This is a genomic window from Alteromonas sp. McT4-15 (assembly GCF_020515205.1).
Classification (GTDB): domain Bacteria; phylum Pseudomonadota; class Gammaproteobacteria; order Enterobacterales; family Alteromonadaceae; genus Alteromonas.
On sequence record NZ_JAJALG010000017.1, the window covers coordinates 56445 to 81627 of the forward strand.

Consider the following 25183-nt stretch of genomic DNA (forward strand, 5'->3'; position numbering starts at 1 on the left):
TTTGAGTTAATGGAAGTTCTCGTTAAAACTTGGCTAACTGCGGTTGCTGTGTGTTTTTTATATACGTGTAGCCCAAGTGTGGCGGCACAAGACACTAATCTTGTAACTCACTCATTACCGCGAAAAGGTAACAACGAAAAACAAGATACCGAAACCGTGCACTTTTATGCATGGGGCGGTAGTGCTCAGGTAAATAGCTATTTGCAGTGGGTAAGCGAGCAAGTTTCGCAACATTACAACATTCGCTTTCAGCATGTGAAACTTGCTGATACAAGTGATGCAGTATCACGCGTATTGGCAGAAAAGGCCGCGGGAAATCATACAAACGGCAGTGTAGACCTTATTTGGATCAACGGTGAAAACTTTGCTGCTATGAAAGAGCATGGGTTATTAACCAAAAACTGGGTATCATCACTTAAATATTTCCCCTTGACCAACCCACACGCAAATACAGCGATGGTGACGGATTTCGGGGAATCAACACTCGGAATGGAAGCGCCTTGGGGTAAAGCATCATTAGTTTTTTATTATCGCCAGCAACACTTACAACACTTAGCAATTCCACCGCCACAAACTATTCATGAGTTGCTAGAATTTGCGCAACAGTCCCCCGGACGATTTACTTATCCTGTACCCAGTGACTACCTTGGAATTACTTTTCTTAAATATGCCATCATTGCCCTAAACGAAGATAGACAAAATGTGTTCTATCAACCCGTTAGTGAAAGTGCGCTTAATAGCGTACTTCCCGCACTTTGGCAGTATTTAGACGCGTTGCACCCTGTCATGTGGCGACGTGGTGAAACCATGCTAAGGCAAGCATCGCAGTTACAACGGTTAATGGGCACAGGCGAGTTGTCGATAGCATTTTCATTCACAGCGGCAGAGATCCCAAGTGCAGTAGAACGCTTTGATCTTCCTAAAGACATACGCACCTATGTTATGCATGACGGCAGTCTTGCCAACGTACATTTTGTAGGGTTGACTTACAACTCTTCAGTAAAAACCGCGGCGAAGACCGTAGTAGATTTTTTATTATCACCCAAGGCACAAGCGCAAAAACAAAAACTAAAGGTATGGGGAGATGAGTCTGTACTTGATTTATCGCTACTTAGCCCAAGCGATAGGGCTTTGTTTGACCAAGAGGGGGGGCACCCTTCAGCACTGGATAAATCACAGACGGTTAAGCTGATAGCAGAGCCTCATTCAAGTTGGGCTGACGCTATTCGTAATGCTTGGTATGAGCGCTACGGAGTGCGCTACTGATGTTTACCTCTTTCACCGTTACCGCTAGGTGGCTTTTGTTATGCATTTTGTGTGTGCCGGTTGTGGGTGGCTTTGTGGGCGTTGTATTTCCAGCTTTAGGCTATTTCCCTGCAATAGGTGCAACGCAATTCAGCGCTCAACCGTTTGCAACCTTGTTCGCAACAAACGGTATTGCCAAAATGATGTTGCTATCGCTATTCACCGGCCTTGGCTCTACATCGTTAGCCTTTATTGGCGCGTGTTGTCTTCTCGCGTGGTGCTATCAAACTCGCTTTGTCGAAAAATTGCAGGCATTGCTAAGTCCATTTTTAGTCTTTCCTCATGCAGCTGCGGCCATTGCATTGCTTTTCGTGTTGAGTCCATCGGGCTTTTTCGCCCGTTTATTCACTACCGACACCGATATTTTGGTGACAACGTCAGCACATAGCTTTCCCCACGATCCTTATGGTTTAAGCGTGTTGTTTGCGCTTGCACTTAAAGAATTACCGTTTATTTTGCTGATGGCGCTTGGGGTGATGTCTCAGCCGATTGTGGCCAAAAAAATATCTGGATACAGCAACGTAGGCGCATCGTTAGGCTACTCCAGCGTAGCGCGATTCTTTTTGTTGGTCCTGCCAACCATTTTTCCTCAAATTCGATTACCGTTGCTTGCGGTATTAGTATTTGCAACTTCAAACGTAGAAATTCCATTGATTTTGGGGCCGAATAATCCCAGTACGCTTGCCGTAGCCGTTCTACATTGGTTCAATCATATTGATTTGTCGATGCGATTGTTAGGCTCTGCTGGTGCTCTTCTGCAGGTCGGTATATCAAGCGCAGCACTGGGGCTATTTATTGTTGGTGAGCGTATTGTTGTGGTACTAGGGCGAGCGCTTTTAGTAAATGGTAATCGCCGCTTTTTTGATAATGCCGTAGTGGTAACTGGCGCGTCTATATTCGCTGTTTATATGGTGCTAATAGGCACCATCATGTATAGCACTTTTGCGTATTCAGTGGCGTCCTACTGGGTATTTCCGAATTTACTCCCTGAAGATACGACATGGTTGCATTGGCAAACAGTAGCTAACGCTATTGAAAAGCCATTAAGCAACACACTCATCCTTGGAGGGCTAGTAAGTACTTCGTCTGTGTTATTAGTGTTGTTTGCACTGGAAAGCCAGGTACTAAAACCGACAAAGCGTGTAATGTCATTCGTCTTTTCCGTTTCAGTGTTTTTACCGCTGCTTGTTCCAGGCGTTGCGTTTTTGTACGGGTTAGTTTGGTTGCAGCAGTTAGTGCTTCAATCTGCCACATGGTTTCATACATATATAGCTCATATGGTTTACGTTGTGCCGTACGTCTATTTGTCGCTTGCTATAGCGTATCGTAAATTTGACGCTCGCTATATTGTGGTAGCACAAAGCCTTGGTAAGTCACCGTGGCAAGTGTTTGTGTATATTAAATTGCCGTTGATGCTAGGGGCTATCCTTATTGCGTGGGCTTTAGGCCTTGCTATCAGTTTCAGCCAATACTTACCAACATTATTGGCATCGGGGGGCGTTATTCCTACAGTAACTACTGAAGCAGTAGCATCAGCATCAGGCAGCAGTACACGTCTTAGCGCTGTTTACGTCATCATTCAAGCCACATTACCACTAATAGGGTTTGTACTAGCGTGGACCTTGCCTCGTTTCATGTTCAATCCTAAACAAGGTGTTTCATGAGTATCAACAATGATAGTCGCATAAAAAGGGTGAGCGATGTCAAAGGATAAAAACGTGCTTGACCTTCAACAATTAGCTATCTCAAATGGTGACGCAGAATTAGTAAAGTTAAGTGCGCGCGTGAATGCAGGTGAAGTGTTGACAGTAATGGGGCCAAGTGGCTCTGGGAAATCAACGCTATTACAAGCCATAGCGGGGCAACTGTCTGCGCCGTTTGATTTTACTGGGCGTATCTTGCTTAGCGGCGAGGACATTACACACAAACCTGCGCATGGTCGTCATATCGGGGTGATGTTTCAGGATGCATTGTTATTTGAGCATATGACCGTTGAAGAGAATATTGCCTTTGCCATGCCAAAAGGTAGGTTTGCCAATAAACAAGCACGAATAAATGCTATTGAAGTTATGCTTGAAACGGTCGAGCTTAACGGCATGCAAAAAAGATCGGTGAGCGCTCTGTCGGGTGGTCAGCAGGCGAGGGTTTCGTTGCTGCGCACCCTAAGTTCACAACCCAAGGCAGTGTTGCTCGATGAGCCTTTTAGTAAATTAGATGCTAGCTTGCGAGAGCACATTCGCACATGGACGTTTGAGCAGTTAAACATTCATAATATACCTGCGGTTTTGGTCACACATGACAAAGAAGATGCCATTGCTGCAGGTGGCGAAATAATAGAGTTATCAAAATGCTAGACGCCAAAATTACCCCTTTTATTAAACCTGTACTAAGGCCTTTAATTGTAGGCCTAGATAAAATTGCGATAACGCCGAATCAAATAACTGTCGCGGGCTTCCTGATAGGCTTATGCGCTGTTCCCTTTATTATTCTTAACTGGTGGGGGGCGGCACTGGTTTGCATTATAGGAAATAGGATTTTTGACGGTATTGATGGTGAACTTGCTCGTTATCAAAAAAGCAGTAGTAGCGCGGGTGGTTTCCTTGATATCTGCCTAGACTTTTTATTTTATGCCGCTATCCCTCTGGCATTTGGAATAGCAAACCCTGCATTGTGGGGTGTACCTGCAATGGTATTGCTGGCTACCTTTATAGGGACAGGTAGTAGCTTCTTGGCGTTTGCCATCGCAGCTGAGAAGTTTCAAATAGACCGCCCTCAGTTTCAAAATAAAAGTTTTTACTATATGCAGGGGCTAACTGAGGGAAGCGAGACCATAGTTGTCTTCTTAGCATTTTGCATATGGCCAAGCCACTTTCCAGTGTTGGCTTATTTGTTCGCAGCAGCGTGTTTAATTACGTTAGTTACTCGTATTGTTGGGGGCTTTTTCACACTTAAGCGGGTAGAGTCAGAAAACGGTAGTAGGTAACGTTTATCATGGATAATACGTCAATTATTAGACTAGGTGTGTTTTTAGGGGTTTTCACTGTTATGGCAGTGCTCGAAGCCTACAAACCTGCGCGACAGGCCGTGTTAAATAGAAAGTCCCGCTGGGTAGGTAACCTTGCTATGGTGGTATTCGGTGCCCTCGTTGCAAGAGTGCTTTTACCTACTACATTAATAGGCGTGTCAGCGTGGGCTCAAACCAATGAAATTGGCCTATTTAACGTTGTTAATACACTTCCTGCTACATTGGTAGTAGTGCTTTGCGTGGTTGTGCAAGATGTGATTATTTATTGGCAGCATCGACTGTTTCATACCATACCCTTGTTGTGGCGAGTACATAAAATGCATCATGCCGATAGCCATGTTGATACTACAACGGGTCTTCGCTTTCATCCTATCGAAATTGCAATTAGTTTGGGGGTAAAAGCCTCTGCGGTAGTGGCATTTGGCATACCTGCAATGGCGATTGTTATATTTGAGGTAGCGCTCAACGGCTTCGCGCTTTTTAATCACGCTAATATTCGTTTGCCACAAAAGTGGGATGACAGATTAGGGCTAATTCTTATCACACAGCGATTGCATCGAATTCATCATAGTCAGGCCAAGTCTGAGTCGAATTCTAATTTTGGCTTTAGTGTGAGTTGGTGGGACAGACTGTTTAACAGCTTCAAGCCGCGCGCCGCGCACAGCGATGAAACCTTACCTATTGGGCAGCAAGATGTGCCTGCGCTAAAAGAAAATGCAAGTGTTATAGCATTATTGCGGCAACCTTTTAGACGTGGTGGGTAAGGCTACGCCACGGGTCATGGGCCTGGCAACGTGTTATATCTTGTTGGCGATAAGGTGACTAATGTTACTGTTATTAATCACATTTATAAATGTGATTATTTTTGGTGTTATTTAGACTTGTGTGTATATTATGTAACTTATGCGGGTGATTGTAGGCAAGCGAATGCATTGAGTCATTTAGCATTGCATAGGCTCAATATTGTGTGCGAGGAAGCAATTCATATGAGTAGACAAAGGGGAAACGTTGAAGAGCGCAATGCTGCTGTCATAACCGGTGACATTGTCAAATCACAGTCGTTATCGGACGAAGATTTTAGTCGCATTATCCAAGCGTTAAAGGCCCAGTTGACGACTTATGCACGTTTATACGACGGGCATTTCGACGTTTTTCGCGGTGATGCGTTTCAGTTTGTCACATCGCATTCGCAGAGCGTAATGCGCATAGCACTGGGCATTCGCTTGGCTTTAAAAGCGATGACCCCTAGTAGTGATATCAGAGTGAGCTGCGCAGTCGGTGAGGTAACCTTTAGACCGTCTGAGGTAAAAACCGGTACGGGGCAGGCATTCGTATTGTCAGGAAGAGGGCTTGATGAATTGAAAGGGCAATATGTGTCGTTTCAATGTGAATATGGGTCATTGGCACGACATACTTCGTTACTTACTCGATTTGCCGATTCACATCTAGCAGGGTTAACTCAGACACAATCTGAAACCGTACTAGCCTACCTAGTTTCAGAAGACAAGAACCATGACGCTGTCGCGACATCTTTGGGCAAAACAAGAAGTAACGTGACACGTATTTTGAACGCAAGCAATTACAGGCTGATAGCTGAGTACTTAGCGTTTATGGAGCAAGAAATAAGTACAGTACTAAGTGGAACTACTATTTAAGGAAAAACATGCAAGAACTTGTGTTTAAGGAAACCTTACTACTTGTCGCATTGTTGCTAGCGCATTTACTCGCAGATTTCTATTTTCAACCTTATTCGTGGGTGGAAAGTCGCAACAAACGGCACGTTCTAGCACCACATTTGTACCTACATGCGCTGCTGCACGGCTTACTTGCAGGCATTGCCATACTTGTTTTCGCTAGTGATCTTCAGGGCATGACGGTACTTTGTGGTAGCGCAATTATCGCCGTAACTCATTTTAAAATTGACGTTATTAAGTCTTTTTGCCCGCAAACCACCACTTCTTTTATCGTTGATCAGTTGGCACATGTGCTGGTGATTATTGCTGTATTTCTTTTTATGACCAGCCAGTTCAATACATTTTTAACTGTCTTAACGGCAATTAATGCACAACACCTTGCTATTGTCTTAGCGTATTTAGCTGTTCTGAAGCCAAGTTCAATCATAATTAAGCAGCTACTTTCTCCGTGGAGTGCAGAAGTAACTACTGAGCGCCCTAAACATTCCCATGCAAACGACGCGTTAACTCTTAGCCTAGAAGCCCAACAAACACTGGCGTTGGCGGGGCAGCGTATAGGCTACCTTGAGCGGACACTCATGCTCACTTTTGTATTGCTTAACCAATTCGCTGCTATTGGCTTTTTGATTGCCGCGAAGTCTATTTTTAGATTTGGTGATTTGACGAAACATCAAGACAGAAAGCTAACTGAGTACGTCCTGTTAGGCACATTCTCAAGCGTCGTTATTACACTTATCATCGGATTAGCTTGCGCCTATCTATTAGGAGAGTTTCCTATTAAGCGTTAGTAAACTGGTAGAAATTAAACAGTAAAAAAAGCTCGCGCATAGAAAATGCGCGAGCTTTGACCAAATATCCGTTCAAACAGTTGAATATCTATTCGTCAGAATCTGTCATTGAAATACTTTTAAATTTCGAGTATTCAACGCGAGAGATAAGCTCATCATCGTTCATATCAATTTTGTCGAAGTCTTCAGTAACGCCGCTTCGAGATGCTTCTGCCTTGGTTAACGTACCGTCATTGTTCATATCCATTAGATCGAACTTACTCTTTGCGATAACCGTTTTTTCGGTTTTTACTTTCACTTCCTTCTCAACCACTTCTTCGCTCGTTTGGGCCTTCGCCTTGGCATGGAGCTCGTGCGTTAGCTTTTTGTCTTTTACTGGCACTGCTGTAGTGTCTTGAGGCTCATTCATGCTGTGCTGAACTGACTTAACTGAAGCAACCACATCTCCATCAAAATGCTGCGGGTACTTAGTTACATGATCATTGAACTCTTTGATTGACAGACGCATATCTGAATTCACGTCAATTTTAGAGAAATGCGCAAATACCTCATCATCGTCAGCTTCTTCACGTGAAATATAACCATTGTCATCGTTATCTAAATCGGCGAATGTGGTATCAATTTTCTCTAAACCTTCGCTTGCAAATACACTTGCTGATAGAGCTGTACCAATTAACGATGCTAAAAATAACTTTTTCATATCAAACTCCTTGATGTGTATACCTCCGTACAACCTTTAACAGAGGTGTGGATTCACAATTACCATTACATTTCACATGCCATTGTTTTAAAGTTTATGATTTACAATCATTTAAGTGTTTTTTGTGAATGGGAACAAGAAGAAAGATGTGAGTTATCTATAGGAAAATATGCAAATGTTACGCAATGTTTTAAGTAATGCTCAGGTAAAAGATAATTAGTTGAACCTGTTTATTCCGTTTATGAAATTCAAAGCCATCGATATCATCTATTGGCAAATTTGGCAGAACAGATGTGCACTTATTGTTTTCTAAATTCTCTAGTGCTTACGTTGCGCTTTATACAATGTCGAGCGTTATAAAAAACTAAACATAAATGCTCAAATCTATACGCAACCACTACGTATAGGTAATGGTTATGTGCGAGAATAATACTTTTACCGTTGTGACGGATCACCCGTGATTTCTTTAATGATGTTTTTAGTGTTTGCGTCTTTGACGGTAAACATTGCAGTAGGTTGTTATTTTTTTGCACTTGCCAAGAATCAAATTGAAACCCGTGTATTTTCGCTTTGGGCGGCATCTTGCTTCATATACAGCTTGGGAATGGCCTTTAATGTAACAGGTCTATTATCTGGTATAGCGAGCCTGTTTTATTTCGTTGCCAGCTTTCTACTGCTAGACGGTTTTCTTTTACTTAATGATAGTGCTATTGCAGCGCGATTGAAGGTAATGAGTCGTTATGCACTGGGTGTAGGCACAGTCGCAATTCTGCTGGCGATACTTTTTTCTCGACACCATCAGGCGGTAGCGTCTTTCGCTATTTCTACAATGTTTCTATTGTCGTCAGTTAGCTTTAGCGTGCAGCAAGGACAGACATTACACGCGGTTCGCAGGTTTTTTAAAGCGCTACTGATGGTTCACGCCATCGTTATGGTATGTCAATCTGGAGTACTTGCCTTTGGTGAAAGGGTCGTTATAGAAAGTGCGCTTTATGAAATTACCGGGGTTGGTATTGCAGCGCATATCGCGCTTTGCATTATAACGTCAGTGCTTCTGCCGTTTATTGTTGTGTTACAACAAAAAGAAAAGTGGAAGAATTTAGCCAACTACGACGGTTTGACAGGTCTATATGGTAGACGAGCATTCATTAGGCAAGCACTTGAACAACTAGCACACCGAGATGAAAGCCCCTGTACGCTTATGGTCATTGATGTTGACCACTTTAAAACAATTAATGACAAATACGGTCATCCTACAGGTGATAGGGTGCTGAAGGTTATTGCTAATGAATTAAGAAATGAAGTGGAAGACACACATATTGTTGGTCGGCTAGGGGGGGAGGAGTTCGCCATATTGGTTTCAAATATATCGAAACTCGAAACATTTAAGCTGGCCGATGTATTACGGAGAAAGGTTGAAGCGCTAGAAATAGCAGCAGATAACGAAATTATAACGGTAACTATCAGTATAGGTATGACGTTCTCAAGTAATGTAGAGGAAACATGGCATACCTTATTTAACCGCGCAGACACTGAATTGTACAACGCTAAGGCCCGCGGGAGAAACCAGATATCCCCTAGGCTTCAAGTGGTGGCATAAAGAAAAACCCCATACCTTGCGGTACGGGGTTCTTGAGGAATTGGTGGAGCTGGCGGGATTTGAACCCGCGTCCAGAAAATGTCTACCTTTGGTACTACATGCTTAGTTTGTCATTTATTTAACTGCTTGGAACTCCGACAAACAGGATTTCCTTGCAGCTGGCCTGATACTGTTTCGCGGTTCACCCTCAGACAAGGTTCCCTCGCTATCCTACTTGGATGACCTTCCGAATCCCCGCTAGCAGGAGAAGACTAGGGTGGAAGGGCCTATGCCGGTTATTAAGCGGCTAGTGCGTAAGTTTCGTCGTTTGCGACTATTTAAATGCGGCTTTTTAAAGAGGCAAACCGCACCTCTGCATGCACCTCCGGCTTCCTAGATCCTGTCGAATCCTAATCAGCCCCGAGCGTGAGAGCGGATTATACCACAACTCTTTATTTGTTAAACGTTTCTTTTATATTTTGCTTTCAAAAGATGCATTTATGCGCAATAACGATTAAAGTACACGCCATCATGAATAGGCTTGTTGTGTAAATGTCTTCAGATTCTATTTTGTATTCTCCTTATACCTTGCCGTGTGGCGTAACTGTGCGTAATCGCTTAGTAAAAGCTGCTATGGAAGAAAATATGTCTAGTCTTGGGAATGTACCCGGCGAGTCACTGTATTCTCTATACCGGTATTGGGCACATGGTAATTTGGGCATGATCATTACAGGTAACGTAATGGTTGATAAAGGCGCCATGACAGGGCCCGGTGGCGTGGCGCTTGAAAAAGGCACAGACTTAGCACCATTCAAAAAGTGGGCGAAAATCATCAAATCAAATGGTGCGCTTGGAATTTTGCAAATAAACCACCCAGGACGGCAGGTTTTTAAGGCCATGAAGGGCAAAGCGATTGCTCCTTCAGCAGTGCCTTTAGATATGGGTAAGCACTCAAAGCTGTTTGCTCAACCAAAAGAAATGACGTGTCAGGACATTCACGATGTATGCAAGCGCTTTGTAGAAACCGCCAAGCAAGCTGAGTTGGCGGGGTTTGATGGCGTGGAAATTCATGCAGCTCACGGTTATTTGCTTACTCAGTTTCTTTCGCCGCTAACTAATCAACGTCAAGACGAGTGGGGCGGCTCTATAATCAACCGAGCACGTTTGTTAATCAATATCGTCAGCCAAATTCGAGCAGTCTGTGCCAAAGACTTTATTGTTATGGTGAAGCTAAACTCAGCAGACTTTCAAAAGAATGGTTTTTCATTTGATGATGCGTGTGAAGTGGTCAATCGACTGGAAGCTCTGGGTGTGGATGTGGTTGAATTGTCAGGTGGTAGTTATGAAGCGCCCGCTATGCAAGGGCAAACACGTGATAACACTACGCTTGCGCGCGAGGCTTATTTTCTTGAGTTTGCTAATGTACTTGAAAGTAAAACCGACATTCCACTGATGACAACCGGTGGCATAAAGCGTGCAGAAGTGGCAGAACGGGTTATTGAACAAGGCTGCGTTCTAGTTGGGCTTGCTAGTGCACTGGCGGTTACTCCAGATCTCGCGAAAAAATGGCAACAAGAATGGACTTACTCCGGTATTATCCCGCATTGTACTTGGAAAGATAAATCGTTGGCGAGTCTGGCCAATATGGCAATGGTTAGAAGGCAACTACGCCGATTGGGCAATAATTTAACGACGCTGCGTAATCCGTCGCCATTGTGGAGTCTACTTTTAGATATGATGCACCGCAATAAAATGACAAAGCGGGATGTGGGTTAAAAACACAGCGCTACACGCTGTGTTTCATCATTCTTTCTTTCTGGCGCTGCCAATCTTTGTCTTTCAAGGTATCACGCTTATCGTGGGCGTGTTTACCCTTAGCTAGGTGAATTTCAAGTTTCACCCAGCATTTTTTCCAATACATCGACGTAGCCACAATAGAGTAGCCTTGACGGTCTCTTGCACCCATTAGCCTGTCTATTTCGCGTTTGTTCAGCAACAACTTACGCGCACGTTCAGGCGCAGCAATAACATGTGTAGATGCTTGATTCAGCGGGCTTATGCGACAACCTACCAGATACGCTTCGGCATTTTGAATAATAATGTACGCATCAGTAATGTTTACTTTACCAGCGCGAATACTTTTAATTTCCCACCCCTGAAGCTCAAGGCCTGCTTCGAACTTGTCTTCTAAGAAATAGTCGTGACGCGCTTTTTTGTTTTGCGCGATATTTCCCGAGGTGTTTTTGTTTGCTTTATTCTTTTTCATACTCGCTATTATACTGATAGTGTAGAGAAATGTCTTTATGCGCATCGCACAATTTCGCACTTCGTCGGTGCTTTTTGGTAATAGCACTAATATGTGGCCGAATTAGCAAAAAGCGAATAGAAGCGAGCTAAATTTTCTGTGTTACAATGCGCGGTAAGAGTAATTGTTATAGTGGAATAAATGCCAAGTATTCATCGAAGTGCGCTGGTTGCTCACAGTGCAGAAGCCATGTTTAACTTAGTCAACGATGTTGCATCTTATCCAGAGTTTTTACCTGGCTGTACCGACAGTAAAATTCTAGATTCTTCAGCGCAAAGCATGAAAGCGTCATTGCTGGTAGCGAAAGCGGGTATCAAGCAATGGTTCACAACGCACAATGCACTGATACCCGGTCAGCGTATTGATATGCAATTAGTCGATGGCCCATTTCGTTCTTTAACTGGCGGGTGGACGTTTTCGGCGTTGTCTGAAGATGCGTGTAAGATTGAGCTTAATTTAGAATTTGAGTTTACTAACAAGCTAGCCGAAATGGCATTTGGGAAAGTATTCAATAGTTTGGCAAGCAGCATGGTAGCAGCGTTTACAGAGCGAGCTAGGAGTGTATACGCATGAGTGAAAAACTCATTAATATTGAAGTTGCCTATGCACTACCTACCAAGCAAACCATCGTTGATATTGCGATAAAAGAAGGGACGACGGTTGAAGATGCAATTAAGGCATCTAATATTTTAGAGCAATTTCCCGACATAGATTTGAGTTCAACCAAAGTGGGTATATGGAGTCGTGTGGTTAAATTGCGCGATACACTTATTGATGGGGATCGTATAGAAATTTATCGTCCACTTATTGCCGATCCGAAAGAAATCAGAAAACGTCGTGCGGAAAAAGCCAAAGAAGAGGGGCGGGCCGATAAAATAACGGGTGGTAAGCCAAATCCGTTGAAAGCGAAAGAGTGACTACAAAAGCGTATTTAGAAAATAGCAACTCGCATTAACAATAAAAAAACGGCCAGTGAAACGGCCGTTTTTTTATTTAAAGGTTTGTACAGGCTGTCAACACAACCCAAAACGCCTTTATATGTTTTTGTCAGAGATACTACCTAACTCTAAAAAGGGTGAAGCGTCGATATCTTCAGCATCCATCATACTAGCAATACGTTGTACTGTGGCAACCATTTGGCTTTGTTCCCATTCCTTTAGTTGAGAAAAGCGCTCAACAAAGTGCTCTTGTAAAGGTCTAGGAGCATCAACCACCGCTTCTTTGCCGCGCTCTGTAAGAAATACACCTACCTTACGTTTGTCTTGAGTACTTCGAATTCGCGTCGCTAGGTCGCGAGATTCAAGACGATCAAGAATATTGGTGACGGTAGCGGGGCTCAAATTAATGTTCTCTGCGATTTCTCGCACCATTATGCCAGGGCGCTCTTCAATGTTTTGCATAACCAACAACTGCGGGCCCGTGAGGCCCACATGTTTGCTAAGTTGCTTGCTGCGCAGGTCTACGGCGCGAATAACGCGTCGCAATGCCACTAATAGTTCTTCTTCTTTTCGCATTCTTATTCCAACAAACGCGTAACGCGTACGCTATTTAAGCAAATGAATAAAATGTTGGTGTTTGTGATAGTGATCTATCACGTCATTAATCACCGAAATTTTAGACCAGCCCATAATATCATAGTTTTGACCACCCTCACTGAGGTGTACTTCGGCGCGATAGTACGTGGCCTTTTCATTTTCGTCCAGTGCTTGTGTTTCACTTGGGCCAAATTCTGGTTGTTCCGTTGGCATCGGGTACACTGCATATACAAAATCAGGATCGTTCCCCATGCCCACAGTAAGTATTAATGCTTCATTTTCTTCATTAATGTCAACATCAAACTGCTGCGCTTTGAATTCTTCACCCACTTCGGCTACTGCAGCTTTTACCACTTTGCCAATGTAACGCTTAACGGCGTTTTCATCGGGGAAGGTAACTATGTTCTCAAGGCGTTCTTTCCAATTTTTGTCTGAGTCGTTGTGCTGAGGCGTGCCAGCGAGTACTTGAAGGCTCTCGCGTTTGTAAGCTTCTACACGTAATGCCTTTAGCAGGCCCGATATTGCAATAAGTAAGACGATTGCAAAAGGCAGTGCAGCAGCAATTGTCATGGTTTGAAGTGCGCCAAGCCCCCCTGCATAAAGCAGAACTGAACTTACAACGCCAACGCCTACTGCCCAGTATACCCGTTGCCAAAGCGGAGTATCATTATTACCGTGTGAACACAACATATCCACCACCATGGCGCCTGAATCGCAAGATGTCACGAAAAATACAACAACCATCAGCACTGCAATAAAACTCAGCACTGAAGAAAAGGGAAACTGCTCTAAGAAAACAAATAACGCTACTGAGGTGTCTTCATTCACCATATTGGCAAGTACATCTTTTCCTTGCACTAATACTTGATCAATCGCACCGTTTCCAAATACCGTCATCCAGAAAAGTGTAAATGCTGAAGGAATAAGTAATACACCTAGTACGAATTCACGAATTGTACGTCCATATGATATACGAGCGATGAAAAGGCCGACAAAAGGTGCCCACGCTAGCCACCATCCCCAGTAAAAAATTGTCCACCCACCAATCCAGTCGGTTTTTTCATAGGCAAAAAGGTTAAACGTGTTGCGCACTAAATCAGACAAATAAGCGCCTGTATTTTGCATAAACGCTTGAAGCAAGAAAACGGTAGGGCCAAGTACTAGCACAATAAGTAGTAATAGTACTGCCAGTATCATATTGGTTTCAGATAAACGTCGAATGCCTTTTTCTAGTCCAGTAGTGACTGATATCACGGCAAGACCTACCACACCAGCCATAATGGCAATTTGTACACCAGTGTTTGACGGTAGACCGAATAAGTAATTAAAACCAGCGTTTACCTGCGAGGCACCAAATCCCAAAGAGGTAGAAACGCCGAAAACGGTAGACGTTACCGCGAAAATATCGACTACGTGTCCAGGCCACCCATAAATCTTGTCACCGATAAGAGGGTATAGAGCTGAGCGCAAGGTTAACGGGAGATTTTGTCTGTAAGCAAAGTAGCCAAGAATGAGTGCCACTACTGCGTAAATTGCCCAAGCGTGAACGCCCCAGTGGAAAAACGTGGTTTTCATTGCTTCGCGAACCGCGTCAATGCTTTCAGCCTGTGCAGTGGGCGGTGCTAAAAAGTGCATCAGTGGTTCAGCAACACCAAAAAACATAAGTCCAATGCCCATACCTGCCGCAAATAGCATGCTCAGCCACGTACCAAAGGTAAATTCAGGCGATGCATGGTCCGGCCCGAGCTTTATCTCGCCATAGCGAGACATTCCTAGAAACACCACAAAGACAACAATAACGGCTACAGTAAACACGTAGAACCAACTGCCGTTGGTTACGATTGCGCTTTGGAGCTTCTGAAAAATAGCATCAGCGGTTTCGGGAACACCGGCCGCGAAAATAAGTAAGCACAAGATTAAAGCTGATGATGTGTAAAACACCGGTTTATTCAAAGGTGACGAATTTTGACTTTCACTCACGCAGTTGACTTCCTTTCACTAGATTGAACAGGTTTTGATACGTAGAAATATACCTTATGGAGCATTTTTTATAAACATCAGCTGAAATAATTAGAAATGTTTGTGGTTGTTGTTGGTTTGTGGTGGTTTATATATTTTAAAAGTCTCAATTGTGTTGATTCTATTGGTATTGTCAGTTTGTTCTAATTCTTTTGTTTAATAGTTAATCGTTAGAGTAGAAATTATTTATTCATGGTGTATCGTTATATATGATCCTTTTGATATGTATTTTGAGTAAATACTGTCCAAAGAATAAAAAACCAAATAAAGGAAACACACAAAATGCGAAAAACTCAGCTTAGCTGTGCGATTGTCGCTGCATTGGCGTCTTCTTCTTTGATCGCGCAGGAAAACGATACTCCCGCGAAATTTGAAAATATCGAAGTTACTGCCACCAAACGTGCTGAATCAATTCAAGATGTACCTGTTGCCGTAACGGCGCTAAATGGTAAAGCACTTGAAAACCTTGGTATTGATAACTTTCAAGACTATGTAGAATTCCTTCCAAATGTAGTATTCCAAGGTACTGGTCCCGGCCAAAACGAAATTTATATTCGCGGTGCTGCGACAACGCAATCGAACATCATGCTTTCGTCAGTTCAAGCACTGCAGCCATCTGTTGCCTTTTATTTAGATGAGATGCCAGTATCTATGGCTGGGCGTAACTTAGATGTATACGCCACAGACGTTCAACGCGTAGAAGTACTACCTGGACCACAAGGTACATTGTTTGGGGCAAGTTCTCAGGCGGGTACCATTCGTTTAATTACGAATAAACCAGAGCACCTAAGCTTTGCTGCTGGCTTCGATACCAATATTGGCTTCACTAAAGATGGTGAGATGAGTAATGCGGTAGAAGCCTATTTTAATATGCCGCTTTCAGACAGCCTTGCAGTGCGCGTTGCCGCTTACAATGATAAGCAAGGCGGCTGGATAGACAACGTCATGAATGTACCTGGCGAAGGTGGCTATATCGGTAGTGCGGTTGTTATTGATAGGATATCAGGAGGCCCACTTTCCGATCCTGTCGCGATGGATGCAAATCGCATCACAAACCCGAATATTTCTTCTAATACAGAAGCGGCGGTGGTTTCACCTCAAAATGATGCATTGGTTGAAGAAGATTTTAACGATGCTACATACACGGGGGCCCGTTTTGGCTTGTCTTATTTGATTAATGACGATTGGGAATTACTTGTACAGCATACTCAGCAAACACTCGACACAGAAGGTGTTTTTGCTTACGACCCTACCTTAGACGGCGAAAGTTCAGCACTTCGTTTTCAACAAGAAGAAAACAAAGACGAATTCGGTCTGACAACGTGGACTATTGAAGGACGCCTTGAAAAGCTCGATGTTGTTTACACGGGAGGGTACCTAGACCGCGAGATTGATACGCTGGCCGATTATACCGGGTATACGAATGGTGGCTTGTTTTCAGCGTATTACGTGTGTAACCACTACGACACACCAGATAATGCAGCCGATGAACGCTGCTTAGATCCTACTAAATATTACAAAGAAGATACCTCAACCACCCGTAATACTCACGAGATACGATTCAACACGACCATGGATACACCGTGGCGAGTTACTGCAGGGTTGTTCTACGACGAGCAAGAGGTGTCTACAGTAGGTCAGTTCAAGATCGCTAACACCGAGATGACTACGTTTGGGTTTGATAATCTTCAGCGTACGCTTGTGGGTAACGAAGGTATAAACAGTGACGGTGGGCCATTCCCATCAGAAGTAAGTTTTATTAACGATATTACCCACACCATCGAACAGATTGCAGTATTCGGGCAATTCGAATACGACATTACCGACACGCTAACAGCTAGCATTGGTGCTCGTTGGTATGAAATTGACGATATTTACGTTGGTTCTACATCGACGGTAGATGTTACAAGGCGTATTCGCGCATTCGGTACGCAGGACCCTGACGAACTCGCGGCTGTAGGTCTAGACCCCGATGCGGTTGCAGCCGCCATTCAAAGCGGCCAGCTTGAAGTTGATTTGTTAGACGACAATGGCGTGTTAACCGTAGACGATACCATTTTCAAATTCTCAATTGATTGGAAAGTTACCGACGATGTATTGCTGTTTGCGAATTATTCCGAGGGTTTCCGTCCGCCAGTGACTAACCGTGTAGGCGGTGGCTTGGCTACTAACCAATCAGGAAAATTTGAAAACTTCCGTATTCCAGTGTACTCAACAACAGATACGTTGGATAACTACGAGTTCGGCTTGAAGGGTGATTTCTTTGATGGTCAGGTGCGCGTTAATGCAACCGCCTATTATTCTGAAATAGAAGAGTTACAAACATCGCGATTTGACCCAACGAATATCTCATTCTTGGTGTTCACAGATAACGTGGGTGACGCAGAAATAAAAGGTGTTGATGCAGACCTAACATGGCTCGCAACTGACGATCTTGTCATTAACGCTGCCTTTAGTGTTTTAGATACTGAACTAACGCGAATTAATTCAGAACTAGAAGGTATTGCAGCAGGCGTCGGCTCAGAGCTTCCTTATTCTGCTAAGTTTTCAGGTAACGTTAACGCACGTTATTTCTTTGAGCTTGAAGGTGATAAGCGCGGTTATGTGAACGGCTCAGTCAGTTACACAGGTGACCGATTTGCAGGCATGATAATGGATGCCTACGTGATGGAAGATGCCACACAGCTTATTTACGGTACGGGCTCAGGTTTGAAAATTGAGCAAGAGGCCGCCGTGTATGATGGCGTGACATATACCGATTCGAATGGTGATACATTCCGTGGTGGTCGTTACGTTCAAGAGTCTTACGTATTGGCTAATTTAGCGGTAGGTGTGACTAACGATGTGTGGAAAGCTGAGCTGTATATTGATAACGTATTTGATGAGCGCGCAACACTTAACATTGATACACAGCAGTTTACGCCTAAAGTTGTGACAAACAGGCCGCGTACAATCGGCTTCCGTTTCTCATACGACTATTATTAACACTAGACGGCTTCCCGGTTTTTCGGAGCCTATTGTTTAGTTAAGAAAAACGGCGAACTCGCAGAGTTTGCCGTTTTTTATGCCTTATGTAGTAACAAGTAATTAATAGATGAATTCACAAGTACAACAGCAGCTTCAAAATGCAAAACAGTTGCTGATGCAATCTCAGCATCAAGCAGCTATTAGCCAATGTAACCAGATAATCAACGCACTTAATGAGCAGCAGGTGAATTCAGAAATAGGGCGGGAGGCACAGTATTTAAAAGCGGTTGCCTATCGACTTAAAGGTGATTCTGTTCAAGCGATTGGCGTGCTTAATGCTTTGCTTAGCCAGTTCCCAGATTATGCCCGTGGGTATCAGGAGTTAGGTTATTGCTACGCTGATACCGATAAACAAAAATCTGCGCACAATTTTTATCAGGCTACACGTTTCAATCCAGCGTTGTTGAGCGCTTGGCAACAGTTAGAACGCGTGTACAAACAAGATGACCAACATCAAGCACTTGCACTTTGTCAGCAGCAATTAACCTTTTTACGCTCATTACCGAAGCCCATATTAGGTGCAACAGATTTAATGCATGAGGGCCATTTGCACAAAGCTGAGCAAATCTGTCGGCAGTTTCTTGCTAACAACAAACATCATCCGGAAGGAATGATGCTGTTGGCTGAAATTGGCGTTCAACTTAAAGTTTATAGCGACGCGGAATTTCTATTAGAAAGTTGCGTTGCACTCTATCCAGATAACGATCGCGCCGCTGCTTCCTTTCAAAGCTTATTGGCCAAATTAGGCAAATTTCCTCGGGCTGTTGAGGTAGCAAAGCAAAGGCTTAGTCATAACCCTGACAATTTTACTGTGAGGGTAGGGTTAGCACATGCATTAGTAGGCGTTGGTGATTTGGATGATGCTATTCGCATTTACAAAGATTTGCTGGAAGAAAATGAAGATAGGCCCGCCATTTGGGTTGCCTTAGGGCATGCATTGAAAGCCAAGGGGGATACTAATGATGCTGTTTCGGCATACAAAAGAGCGACGTATTTCTCGCCAGATTTTGGTGATGCTTATTGGAGTTTAGCTAATACAAAAACTCATCGATTCGAAGATAGCATGCTCACTACCATGCAGAAGTATGCGGACTTAAGCACAACAAAATTAGAAGACATAATTCACCTTTGTTTTGCATTAGGAAAAGGCTTTGAAGATAAGGGTGAAGCAGATACAGCGTTTAAGTATTATCAAAAAGGCAACAAATTAAAAAAACAAACCCTAAAATTTGATATCGCGCGCACTGAAACCGCATTAAAGGCACAACAAACCGCTTTTACACAGTCTAGCTTCGACAGAGCGAAAGGGTGCCAAGCACCAGATCCTATTTTTATCGTCGGTTTACCTCGTGCGGGTTCTACGCTACTTGAGCAAATACTGGCATCACATTCACAAGTAGATGGCACGATGGAGCTACACGATATTTTGGGGATAGCGTCGTCATTAAGTCATGCTAAAACGGCTTATCCATTTAACGTGGACAAATTGGACGACAGTGCATTACTCGCACTCGGTGAGCAATACTTATCGCAAACTGCGGCCTACCGCCAAGGTGCGCCGTATTTTATCGATAAAATGCCAAATAATTTTATTCACATCGGATTAATTAAAAAGATATTACCCAACGCAAAGATTATAGATGCACGTCGAGCACCGCTGGATTGTTGCTTCAGCGGCTACAAGCAATTATTTGGTGAAGGGCAAGAGTTCAGTTACGGTCTAGCTGATATAGGTCGCTACTATAATGCCTATGTTGAATTAATGTCGCATTGGCACAGTGTGTTGCCAGGTGAAATTCTCACTGTGCAGCATGAAGATGTATTAGACGACTTGGAAAGACAAGTCAGGCGAATACTTGCTTATTGCGGACTTCCCTTTGAAGCGCAGTGTCTCAATTTTCATCAAACAAAGCGCGTAATAAAAACGCCTAGCTCTGAACAAGTAAGGCAACCTATTTACAAAACGGGTATGGCCCAATGGAAACCGTTTGAAGCGCACTTAGATGAGCTTAAAGCGATAGTTGCTCAGTATCGGTAAAATCTGTTGTCATGTTGCTAATTTAACTATTCGGCTAATAGCGACTTACGCTAGCAATAGGGTATACTCCACCGCAAACCGTCATTATTGCTTAAAATTACAAAAAAGATGCAATACGCTTTGCTTAAAATGCCGTGGATTTGGCTTTTTCTTACACTGTTATCAGTACGTGCTTATAGCACTGACTTTGATACATTGTGCAACCAAAATCCCACCTCTTGCCTCACGCTACTAGATGAAGAGCAAAGTCAGCTTGCTGTTGGTTCTGATGCGTGGTGGCAGTTAGAAACGGTTCGACTTACTTGGCTTTTCGAATTTCATCGCGTCGATGATTTATATGCTGCACTTCGTCCTTGGGTTAACAATCCAACGGTGCCTTCGGCGCACCAGCCGTTTATTGCCATGCTTCATGGAAAGTGGCTGATTATCAAAGGACGTACCGAAGAAGCAAAGACGGCATTTAACCTTGCCTTTGAAGGGTATCTCGCTGCCTATTCAAAGTCGCCAACGAAATACACGGCGCTAAAGGTATTAAACCTTTTAGTTGCGCTTAATCAGCTTGAACCTGCCGAAGACTTCGTCGAACAATTGGTAGAGCAGGATTACGATGACCCTGCGTTCTACCGAGAGGTGTACGCAGAATTAGGTCATATAGCGCATAGAACTGATGACCATATTAAGCATGTAGAATATCGGTTGGCCTCGCTCAATTGGGCAAAGCAAGTTGATGATGAACAGCAAATTGGTGTGGCGCTGAATAATTACGGTGTTGCGTTACGTAACAGTGGGGATTACGAAAAGGCACGTGAAGCCTTTCTTAACGGATTAGAACGCGCTGAAATTGCATCTGATACTGTGAGAATTCATCTACTTCATTTGCGACTGGCCGAGGTAGCCTTCAAAGAAGGTGATTTAGAGCAAACCTTTAGCTGGTTGAACAAAACCGATATTAATCACCTTCCCGCTGCCGAGTTTAAGCGTTTGCGGTCGCTCACTGATAGTGTCAGACAAGCGAAACAAAACGCAGGAACAAGTAAATAGCGCGTTAAATACATTGCTGTTCTGGTTGCCAGTTTCTGAAACCAAAACAGCAAAGCGTTACATAACTAGTATTTACGACGTTTCAAACCGGTTTCAGCTAAGATCTTCGCTGATATTTCTTCAATTGAATATTTTGTGCTGTTTAAAAAAGGAATTTTTTCTTTTCGATAAAGATTTTCTACTTCTCTTAGTTCCATTCTACATTGAGGTAAAGACGCATATTTACTATTAGCACGACGTTCAGAGCGAATCTGGTGTAACCGGTCTGCGGCGATGGTTAAGCCAAATAATTTGTTTTTGTAACGTCGAAGTGCTGGGGGAAGTTTTAGCATGTCACCCATATCTTCTTCAGTAAATGGGTAATTGGCTGCTTTTATACCGTATTGAAGAGCAAGATAAAGACTGGTTGGTGTTTTACCTGAACGCGACACACCCGTAAGAATGATATCGGCTTCATCATAGTCTTTTAAATTTGATCCGTCGTCATTGGCAAGTGCATAGTTCACCGCTTCGATACGAATATCATAAGTGGTTTCATGGATACTATGTGTGCGATGCTTTTCTGGTTTAGACGGTACGCCCAATACTTTTTCAAGAGGTGCCACGAATTGGTCGAGAAAATTGTAATTAATGCCGACCGATTTAGAGATAATTTTGCGAATATCTACATTCACAATTGTATAAAAAACGAGCGGTCTCTCTCCTGTGTCTTGAAAACTTTCAGAAATTTGCTCTAGAACTCGGTGTGCTTGTTCCTCAGTTTCAACAAACGGAATTGTGTTGTGATTGAAAGAAACGGGGAACAAGGAAAGCAGGGCGTGGCCAAACACCTCTGCAGTGATGGCTGTACCATCTGAAATATAAAAAGCTGTACGCACAACATATCCTTAACATTGTTGTAATTTTATTACAAAAGTAATAAAGAGTTTACTTTCTGAATTTCCCCATTCTAAGATGATTTCGTCGAAAAGCTATACGGTTCTTGTGATTGGCAGTAATTAGCTATACTTAGCTGTCAAACGTAATGGACAACAATGAAAGTGGTAACGTCCACAAATCGACATAAATTTGATGTGTTTCAGGTAATAAATAGCACAAACCTGAAACGTACCTCATACCCTACACATAAAAAAAGCTGGAGGCTTGGGCTGTGCAAGAATACGTACTTTGGTATCAAGAACTGGGCATGCATGATGTGGGTCGCGTAGGCGGCAAAAATGCATCATTAGGCGAGATGATTTCAAACCTGGCTAACGCCGGTGTGCAGGTGCCAGGTGGTTTTGCTACCACCGCCGAAGCATTTAACGAATTTTTAGAGCAAAGTGGGCTAGAAGCTAAAATACATGACGTATTAGATTCTTTGGACGTTGATGATGTAAATGCACTTGCCGAAGCGGGCAAGGATATTCGTCAATGGATCATCGATACGCCTTTTCAACCGCAACTGGAAGACGCTATCAAAGAGGCGTTTGTTACCCTGCAGGGTGATGCAGGTGAAGAAGCGTCATTTGCAGTACGTTCATCGGCAACAGCAGAAGACATGCCGGATGCTTCGTTTGCAGGTCAACAAGAAACATTTCTTAACGTTAAAGGCTACGATGCAGTACTGATAGCCATTAAACACGTATTCGCTTCGCTATTTAACGACCGCGCCATTTCATATCGTGTACACCAAGGTTATGACCACAAAGGCGTAGCCTTGTCTGCAGGTATTCAGCGCATGGTGCGCAGTGACATCGCGTCGTCAGGCGTTATGTTCACCATCGACACCGAGTCGGGTTTTGAAGACGTTGTGTTTATTACCAGCTCGTACGGTTTGGGCGAAATGGTTGTGCAAGGGGCAGTAAACCCTGATGAATTCTATGTACACAAGCCAACGCTTGACAAGGGCCTACCGGCTATCGTGCGCCGCAACTTAGGCAGTAAGCTAACTAAGATGGTGTACTCAGACGATGAGTCACATGGCAAGCAAGTGTCAATTGTGGATATTGATGTGGCTGACAGCAAAACTTTCTCGTTAACTGACGAGGAAGTAATGGAGTTGGCAAAACAAGCGCAAATTATCGAAAAACACTACAAACGTCCGATGGACATTGAGTGGGCGAAAGATGGCGCTGACGGTAAACTTTATATCGTGCAAGCACGTCCAGAAACCGTTCGTAGCCGTGAAGACTCTCAAAGCATCGAGCGTTTCCAATTGAAAGGGCAGAGCAACATTGTGTGTGAAGGTCGCGCAATTGGTCACAAGATTGGTGCTGGAGTTGCGAAGGTACTTGGTTCAATTGAAGAAATGGACAAGATCCAAGCAGGGGATGTACTGGTAACAGACATGACAGACCCTGATTGGGAGCCAATCATGAAAAAGGCATCTGCGATTGTAACTAATCGTGGCGGTCGTACTTGTCATGCGGCGATTATTGCTCGTGAATTGGGTATTCCTGCAGTGGTTGGCTGTGGTAATGCAACAGACAGCATTGCGACTGGCGACAAGATTACCGTATCTTGTGCCGAAGGTGACACAGGCTATATTTACGGTGACGAGCTTGAATTTGACGTAGTGACGTCGCGTATTGATTCTATGCCTGATCTTCCACTAAAAGTAATGATGAACGTGGGTAATCCAGATCGCGCTTTCGACTTTGCTCGACTGCCTAATGCTGGTGTGGGTCTTGCTCGTCTTGAGTTTATCATCAACCGTATGATTGGTGTTCACCCTAAAGCGCTGCTTAACTTTGATAGTCAGCCTGAAGAGTTGAAAGAAGAAATCAGCGATATGATCGCTGGTTACGAGTCGCCAACAGAGTTCTATATTGAAAAATTAGTCGAAGGCATTTCAACAATTGGGTCTGCTTTCTCTCCAGAGAAAGTAATTGTTCGTATGTCTGACTTTAAATCTAACGAGTACTTCAACCTCGTTGGTGGCTATCAATATGAACCTGATGAAGAAAACCCAATGTTGGGTTTCCGTGGCGCTAGCCGTTACATTTCTGAAGATTTCCGCGACTGTTTTGCTCTTGAATGCGAAGCCATTAAACGTGTTCGAAACAAAATGGGCTTAACCAATGTTGAAATCATGATCCCATTTGTACGTACCCTTGAAGAAGGCCGTAAAGTCATTGAGTTGCTAGAAGAGCAGGGCCTTAAGAAAGGTGAAAATGGTCTACGTATCATTATGATGTGTGAACTACCGTCTAATGCATTGCTTGCCGATCAGTTTCTCGACATTTTCGATGGCTTCTCAATTGGTTCGAACGACCTTACGCAGCTTACTCTAGGTCTTGATCGTGACAGTGGCCTAATTGCGCACTTGTTTGACGAGCGCGATGAAGCAGTAAAAGCGCTGTTGTCGATGGCTATTCAAGCCGCTAAGAAGCGAGGGAAATACGTTGGAATATGCGGACAAGGCCCGTCTGATCACGAAGACTTTGCTGCGTGGTTAGTTGCTGAAGGTATAGATTCAGTGTCGCTTAACCCTGACACGGTGGTCGAAACCTGGCTATACCTAGCTGAGAAACACGGCTAACTGATAGTTTGTTTTTCACTTAATTGGTAAAAAGAGACCTAAAAGGTCTCTTTTTTTGTTTATAACAGTTATGTGATTAAACCGTAAAAAAGTAACTCTGTGTATTGTCTACAATATTTGCCAAATACATAGCGATTATTGAGCGTATGAAATGACTTTGTGTAATTAAAAGTGTAATATTACAGGGTAGGTTACAAAATAATTTCATTACTCACGACTAGCATGGTTAAATTATTATGGCACATAACGATAATACTGTTTCGGTAAATACTAGCGAAGAAAATTCACTTCAGCAGCGCTCTGTGGCAGAGCAGTTGGCGGATGCGCAAAAAGAGATACTTGATCTTAAAATGAAGTTGATGTGGATGGAACGCAATTACGAATAGTAAAAAAGAATGCGCGACGCTTTTTGATAATTGTAATATTGACGGTTTGAAATTGTAATATTACAAAATTGCTTTCAGTTGGTTGTGCTAGTTTAAAGATTAGAAAGGGAGGCCTTTAAGCTAATGCCGATCAGTTAAGAATTTAATGATCGGTTGACCGATCTTTTCAAGGCTTCAAAATCCGGTATCAGGTAACTGATATCGGATTTTTTTATGGA

Annotated in this window: 21 protein-coding genes and 1 other RNA gene; 16 read left to right on the forward strand and 6 right to left on the reverse strand. The window is 43.4% G+C overall.

Going from position 1 to position 25183, the window contains the following annotated elements:
• Positions 1-9: 9 nt before the first annotated feature.
• The 7 genes from LHL20_RS12945 (at position 10) to LHL20_RS12975 (ending at position 6812) form a co-directional block, all read left to right on the forward strand.
• Positions 10-1266 carry an ABC transporter substrate-binding protein gene (locus LHL20_RS12945; RefSeq protein WP_226433594.1) on the forward strand — a complete coding sequence of 419 codons (1257 nt, stop codon included), beginning with the start codon at positions 10-12 and terminating at the stop codon, positions 1264-1266.
• A complete protein-coding gene (locus LHL20_RS12950) occupies positions 1266-2969 on the forward strand; it encodes an ABC transporter permease (protein WP_226433595.1) in 1704 nt (567 codons plus the stop codon). Before LHL20_RS12945 ends, LHL20_RS12950 begins: the two co-directional genes overlap by 1 nt.
• A gap of 36 nt (positions 2970-3005) precedes the next feature.
• Entirely contained in the window at positions 3006-3659 is a 654-nt protein-coding gene (locus LHL20_RS12955) for an ATP-binding cassette domain-containing protein (protein WP_226433596.1), read from the forward strand.
• Positions 3653-4288, forward strand: a complete 636-nt coding sequence (locus LHL20_RS12960) for a CDP-alcohol phosphatidyltransferase family protein (RefSeq protein ID WP_226433597.1) — start codon at positions 3653-3655, stop codon at positions 4286-4288. Before LHL20_RS12955 ends, LHL20_RS12960 begins: the two co-directional genes overlap by 7 nt.
• Before the next feature lie 8 nt (positions 4289-4296).
• Positions 4297-5094, forward strand: a complete 798-nt coding sequence (locus tag LHL20_RS12965) for a sterol desaturase family protein (RefSeq protein ID WP_226433598.1) — start codon at positions 4297-4299, stop codon at positions 5092-5094.
• A gap of 222 nt (positions 5095-5316) precedes the next feature.
• On the forward strand, positions 5317-5985 hold the full coding sequence (locus LHL20_RS12970) for a hypothetical protein (RefSeq protein ID WP_226433599.1): 669 nt from the start codon (positions 5317-5319) through the stop codon (positions 5983-5985).
• A gap of 8 nt (positions 5986-5993) precedes the next feature.
• Positions 5994-6812 carry a DUF3307 domain-containing protein gene (locus LHL20_RS12975; protein WP_226433600.1) on the forward strand — a complete coding sequence of 273 codons (819 nt, stop codon included), beginning with the start codon at positions 5994-5996 and terminating at the stop codon, positions 6810-6812.
• Positions 6813-6900: 88 nt separating this feature from the next.
• Here LHL20_RS12975 and LHL20_RS12980 read toward each other — a convergent pair whose 3' ends face one another.
• The gene (locus tag LHL20_RS12980; protein ID WP_226433601.1) at positions 6901-7512 is read right to left on the reverse strand and encodes an EF-hand domain-containing protein; all 612 of its coding nucleotides are present in this window, start codon (positions 7510-7512) and stop codon (positions 6901-6903) included.
• Positions 7513-7969: 457 nt separating this feature from the next.
• Here LHL20_RS12980 and LHL20_RS21195 point away from each other — a divergent pair, with 457 nt between their 5' ends.
• Positions 7970-9112 carry a GGDEF domain-containing protein gene (locus LHL20_RS21195; protein ID WP_226433602.1) on the forward strand — a complete coding sequence of 381 codons (1143 nt, stop codon included), beginning with the start codon at positions 7970-7972 and terminating at the stop codon, positions 9110-9112.
• A 41-nt stretch (positions 9113-9153) separates the two neighbouring features.
• On the opposite strand, the gene ssrA is transcribed toward LHL20_RS21195, so the two are convergent.
• Positions 9154-9513: a transfer-messenger RNA gene (gene ssrA / locus LHL20_RS12990) on the reverse strand.
• A gap of 130 nt (positions 9514-9643) precedes the next feature.
• On the opposite strand from ssrA, the gene LHL20_RS12995 reads away from it, so the two are divergent.
• The gene (locus LHL20_RS12995; RefSeq protein ID WP_226433603.1) at positions 9644-10867 is read left to right on the forward strand and encodes an NADH:flavin oxidoreductase/NADH oxidase family protein; all 1224 of its coding nucleotides are present in this window, start codon (positions 9644-9646) and stop codon (positions 10865-10867) included.
• A gap of 10 nt (positions 10868-10877) precedes the next feature.
• Here LHL20_RS12995 and smpB read toward each other — a convergent pair whose 3' ends face one another.
• The gene (gene smpB / locus LHL20_RS13000) at positions 10878-11357 is read right to left on the reverse strand and encodes an SsrA-binding protein SmpB (protein ID WP_159625845.1); all 480 of its coding nucleotides are present in this window, start codon (positions 11355-11357) and stop codon (positions 10878-10880) included.
• 180 nt (positions 11358-11537) lie between these two features.
• On the opposite strand from smpB, the gene LHL20_RS13005 reads away from it, so the two are divergent.
• On the forward strand, positions 11538-11969 hold the full coding sequence (locus LHL20_RS13005; RefSeq protein WP_159625843.1) for a type II toxin-antitoxin system RatA family toxin: 432 nt from the start codon (positions 11538-11540) through the stop codon (positions 11967-11969).
• The gene (locus tag LHL20_RS13010; RefSeq protein WP_226433604.1) at positions 11966-12313 is read left to right on the forward strand and encodes an RnfH family protein; all 348 of its coding nucleotides are present in this window, start codon (positions 11966-11968) and stop codon (positions 12311-12313) included. Before LHL20_RS13005 ends, LHL20_RS13010 begins: the two co-directional genes overlap by 4 nt.
• Positions 12314-12430: 117 nt before the next feature.
• Here the strand turns inward: LHL20_RS13010 and LHL20_RS13015 are convergent, their stop codons facing one another.
• Together LHL20_RS13015 and LHL20_RS13020 are read right to left on the reverse strand one after the other, a co-directional pair.
• Positions 12431-12910 (reverse strand): MarR family winged helix-turn-helix transcriptional regulator, encoded by a 480-nt coding sequence (locus LHL20_RS13015; protein WP_159625839.1) that lies wholly within the window; start codon positions 12908-12910, stop codon positions 12431-12433.
• Positions 12911-12940: 30 nt separating this feature from the next.
• Positions 12941-14911, reverse strand: coding sequence for a BCCT family transporter (locus LHL20_RS13020; RefSeq protein ID WP_226433605.1), 1971 nt, complete (start codon positions 14909-14911; stop codon positions 12941-12943).
• A gap of 321 nt (positions 14912-15232) precedes the next feature.
• Between LHL20_RS13020 and LHL20_RS13025 the strand changes: the two genes are divergently transcribed.
• From LHL20_RS13025 to LHL20_RS13035, 3 genes are all read left to right on the forward strand, one after another.
• A complete protein-coding gene (locus LHL20_RS13025) occupies positions 15233-17935 on the forward strand; it encodes a TonB-dependent receptor (protein ID WP_226433606.1) in 2703 nt (900 codons plus the stop codon).
• A gap of 109 nt (positions 17936-18044) precedes the next feature.
• Entirely contained in the window at positions 18045-20015 is a 1971-nt protein-coding gene (locus tag LHL20_RS13030) for a tetratricopeptide repeat-containing sulfotransferase family protein (protein ID WP_226433607.1), read from the forward strand.
• 108 nt (positions 20016-20123) lie between these two features.
• Positions 20124-21056, forward strand: coding sequence for a tetratricopeptide repeat protein (locus LHL20_RS13035; RefSeq protein ID WP_226433608.1), 933 nt, complete (start codon positions 20124-20126; stop codon positions 21054-21056).
• A 65-nt stretch (positions 21057-21121) separates the two neighbouring features.
• On the opposite strand, the gene ppsR is transcribed toward LHL20_RS13035, so the two are convergent.
• The gene (ppsR, locus tag LHL20_RS13040; RefSeq protein WP_159625830.1) at positions 21122-21934 is read right to left on the reverse strand and encodes a posphoenolpyruvate synthetase regulatory kinase/phosphorylase PpsR; all 813 of its coding nucleotides are present in this window, start codon (positions 21932-21934) and stop codon (positions 21122-21124) included.
• A gap of 272 nt (positions 21935-22206) precedes the next feature.
• Here ppsR and ppsA point away from each other — a divergent pair, with 272 nt between their 5' ends.
• A complete protein-coding gene (gene ppsA, locus LHL20_RS13045; protein WP_226433609.1) occupies positions 22207-24579 on the forward strand; it encodes a phosphoenolpyruvate synthase in 2373 nt (790 codons plus the stop codon).
• A 236-nt stretch (positions 24580-24815) separates the two neighbouring features.
• A complete protein-coding gene (locus tag LHL20_RS13050; RefSeq protein ID WP_226433610.1) occupies positions 24816-24965 on the forward strand; it encodes a hypothetical protein in 150 nt (49 codons plus the stop codon).
• The last annotated feature ends 218 nt before the right edge of the window (positions 24966-25183 follow it).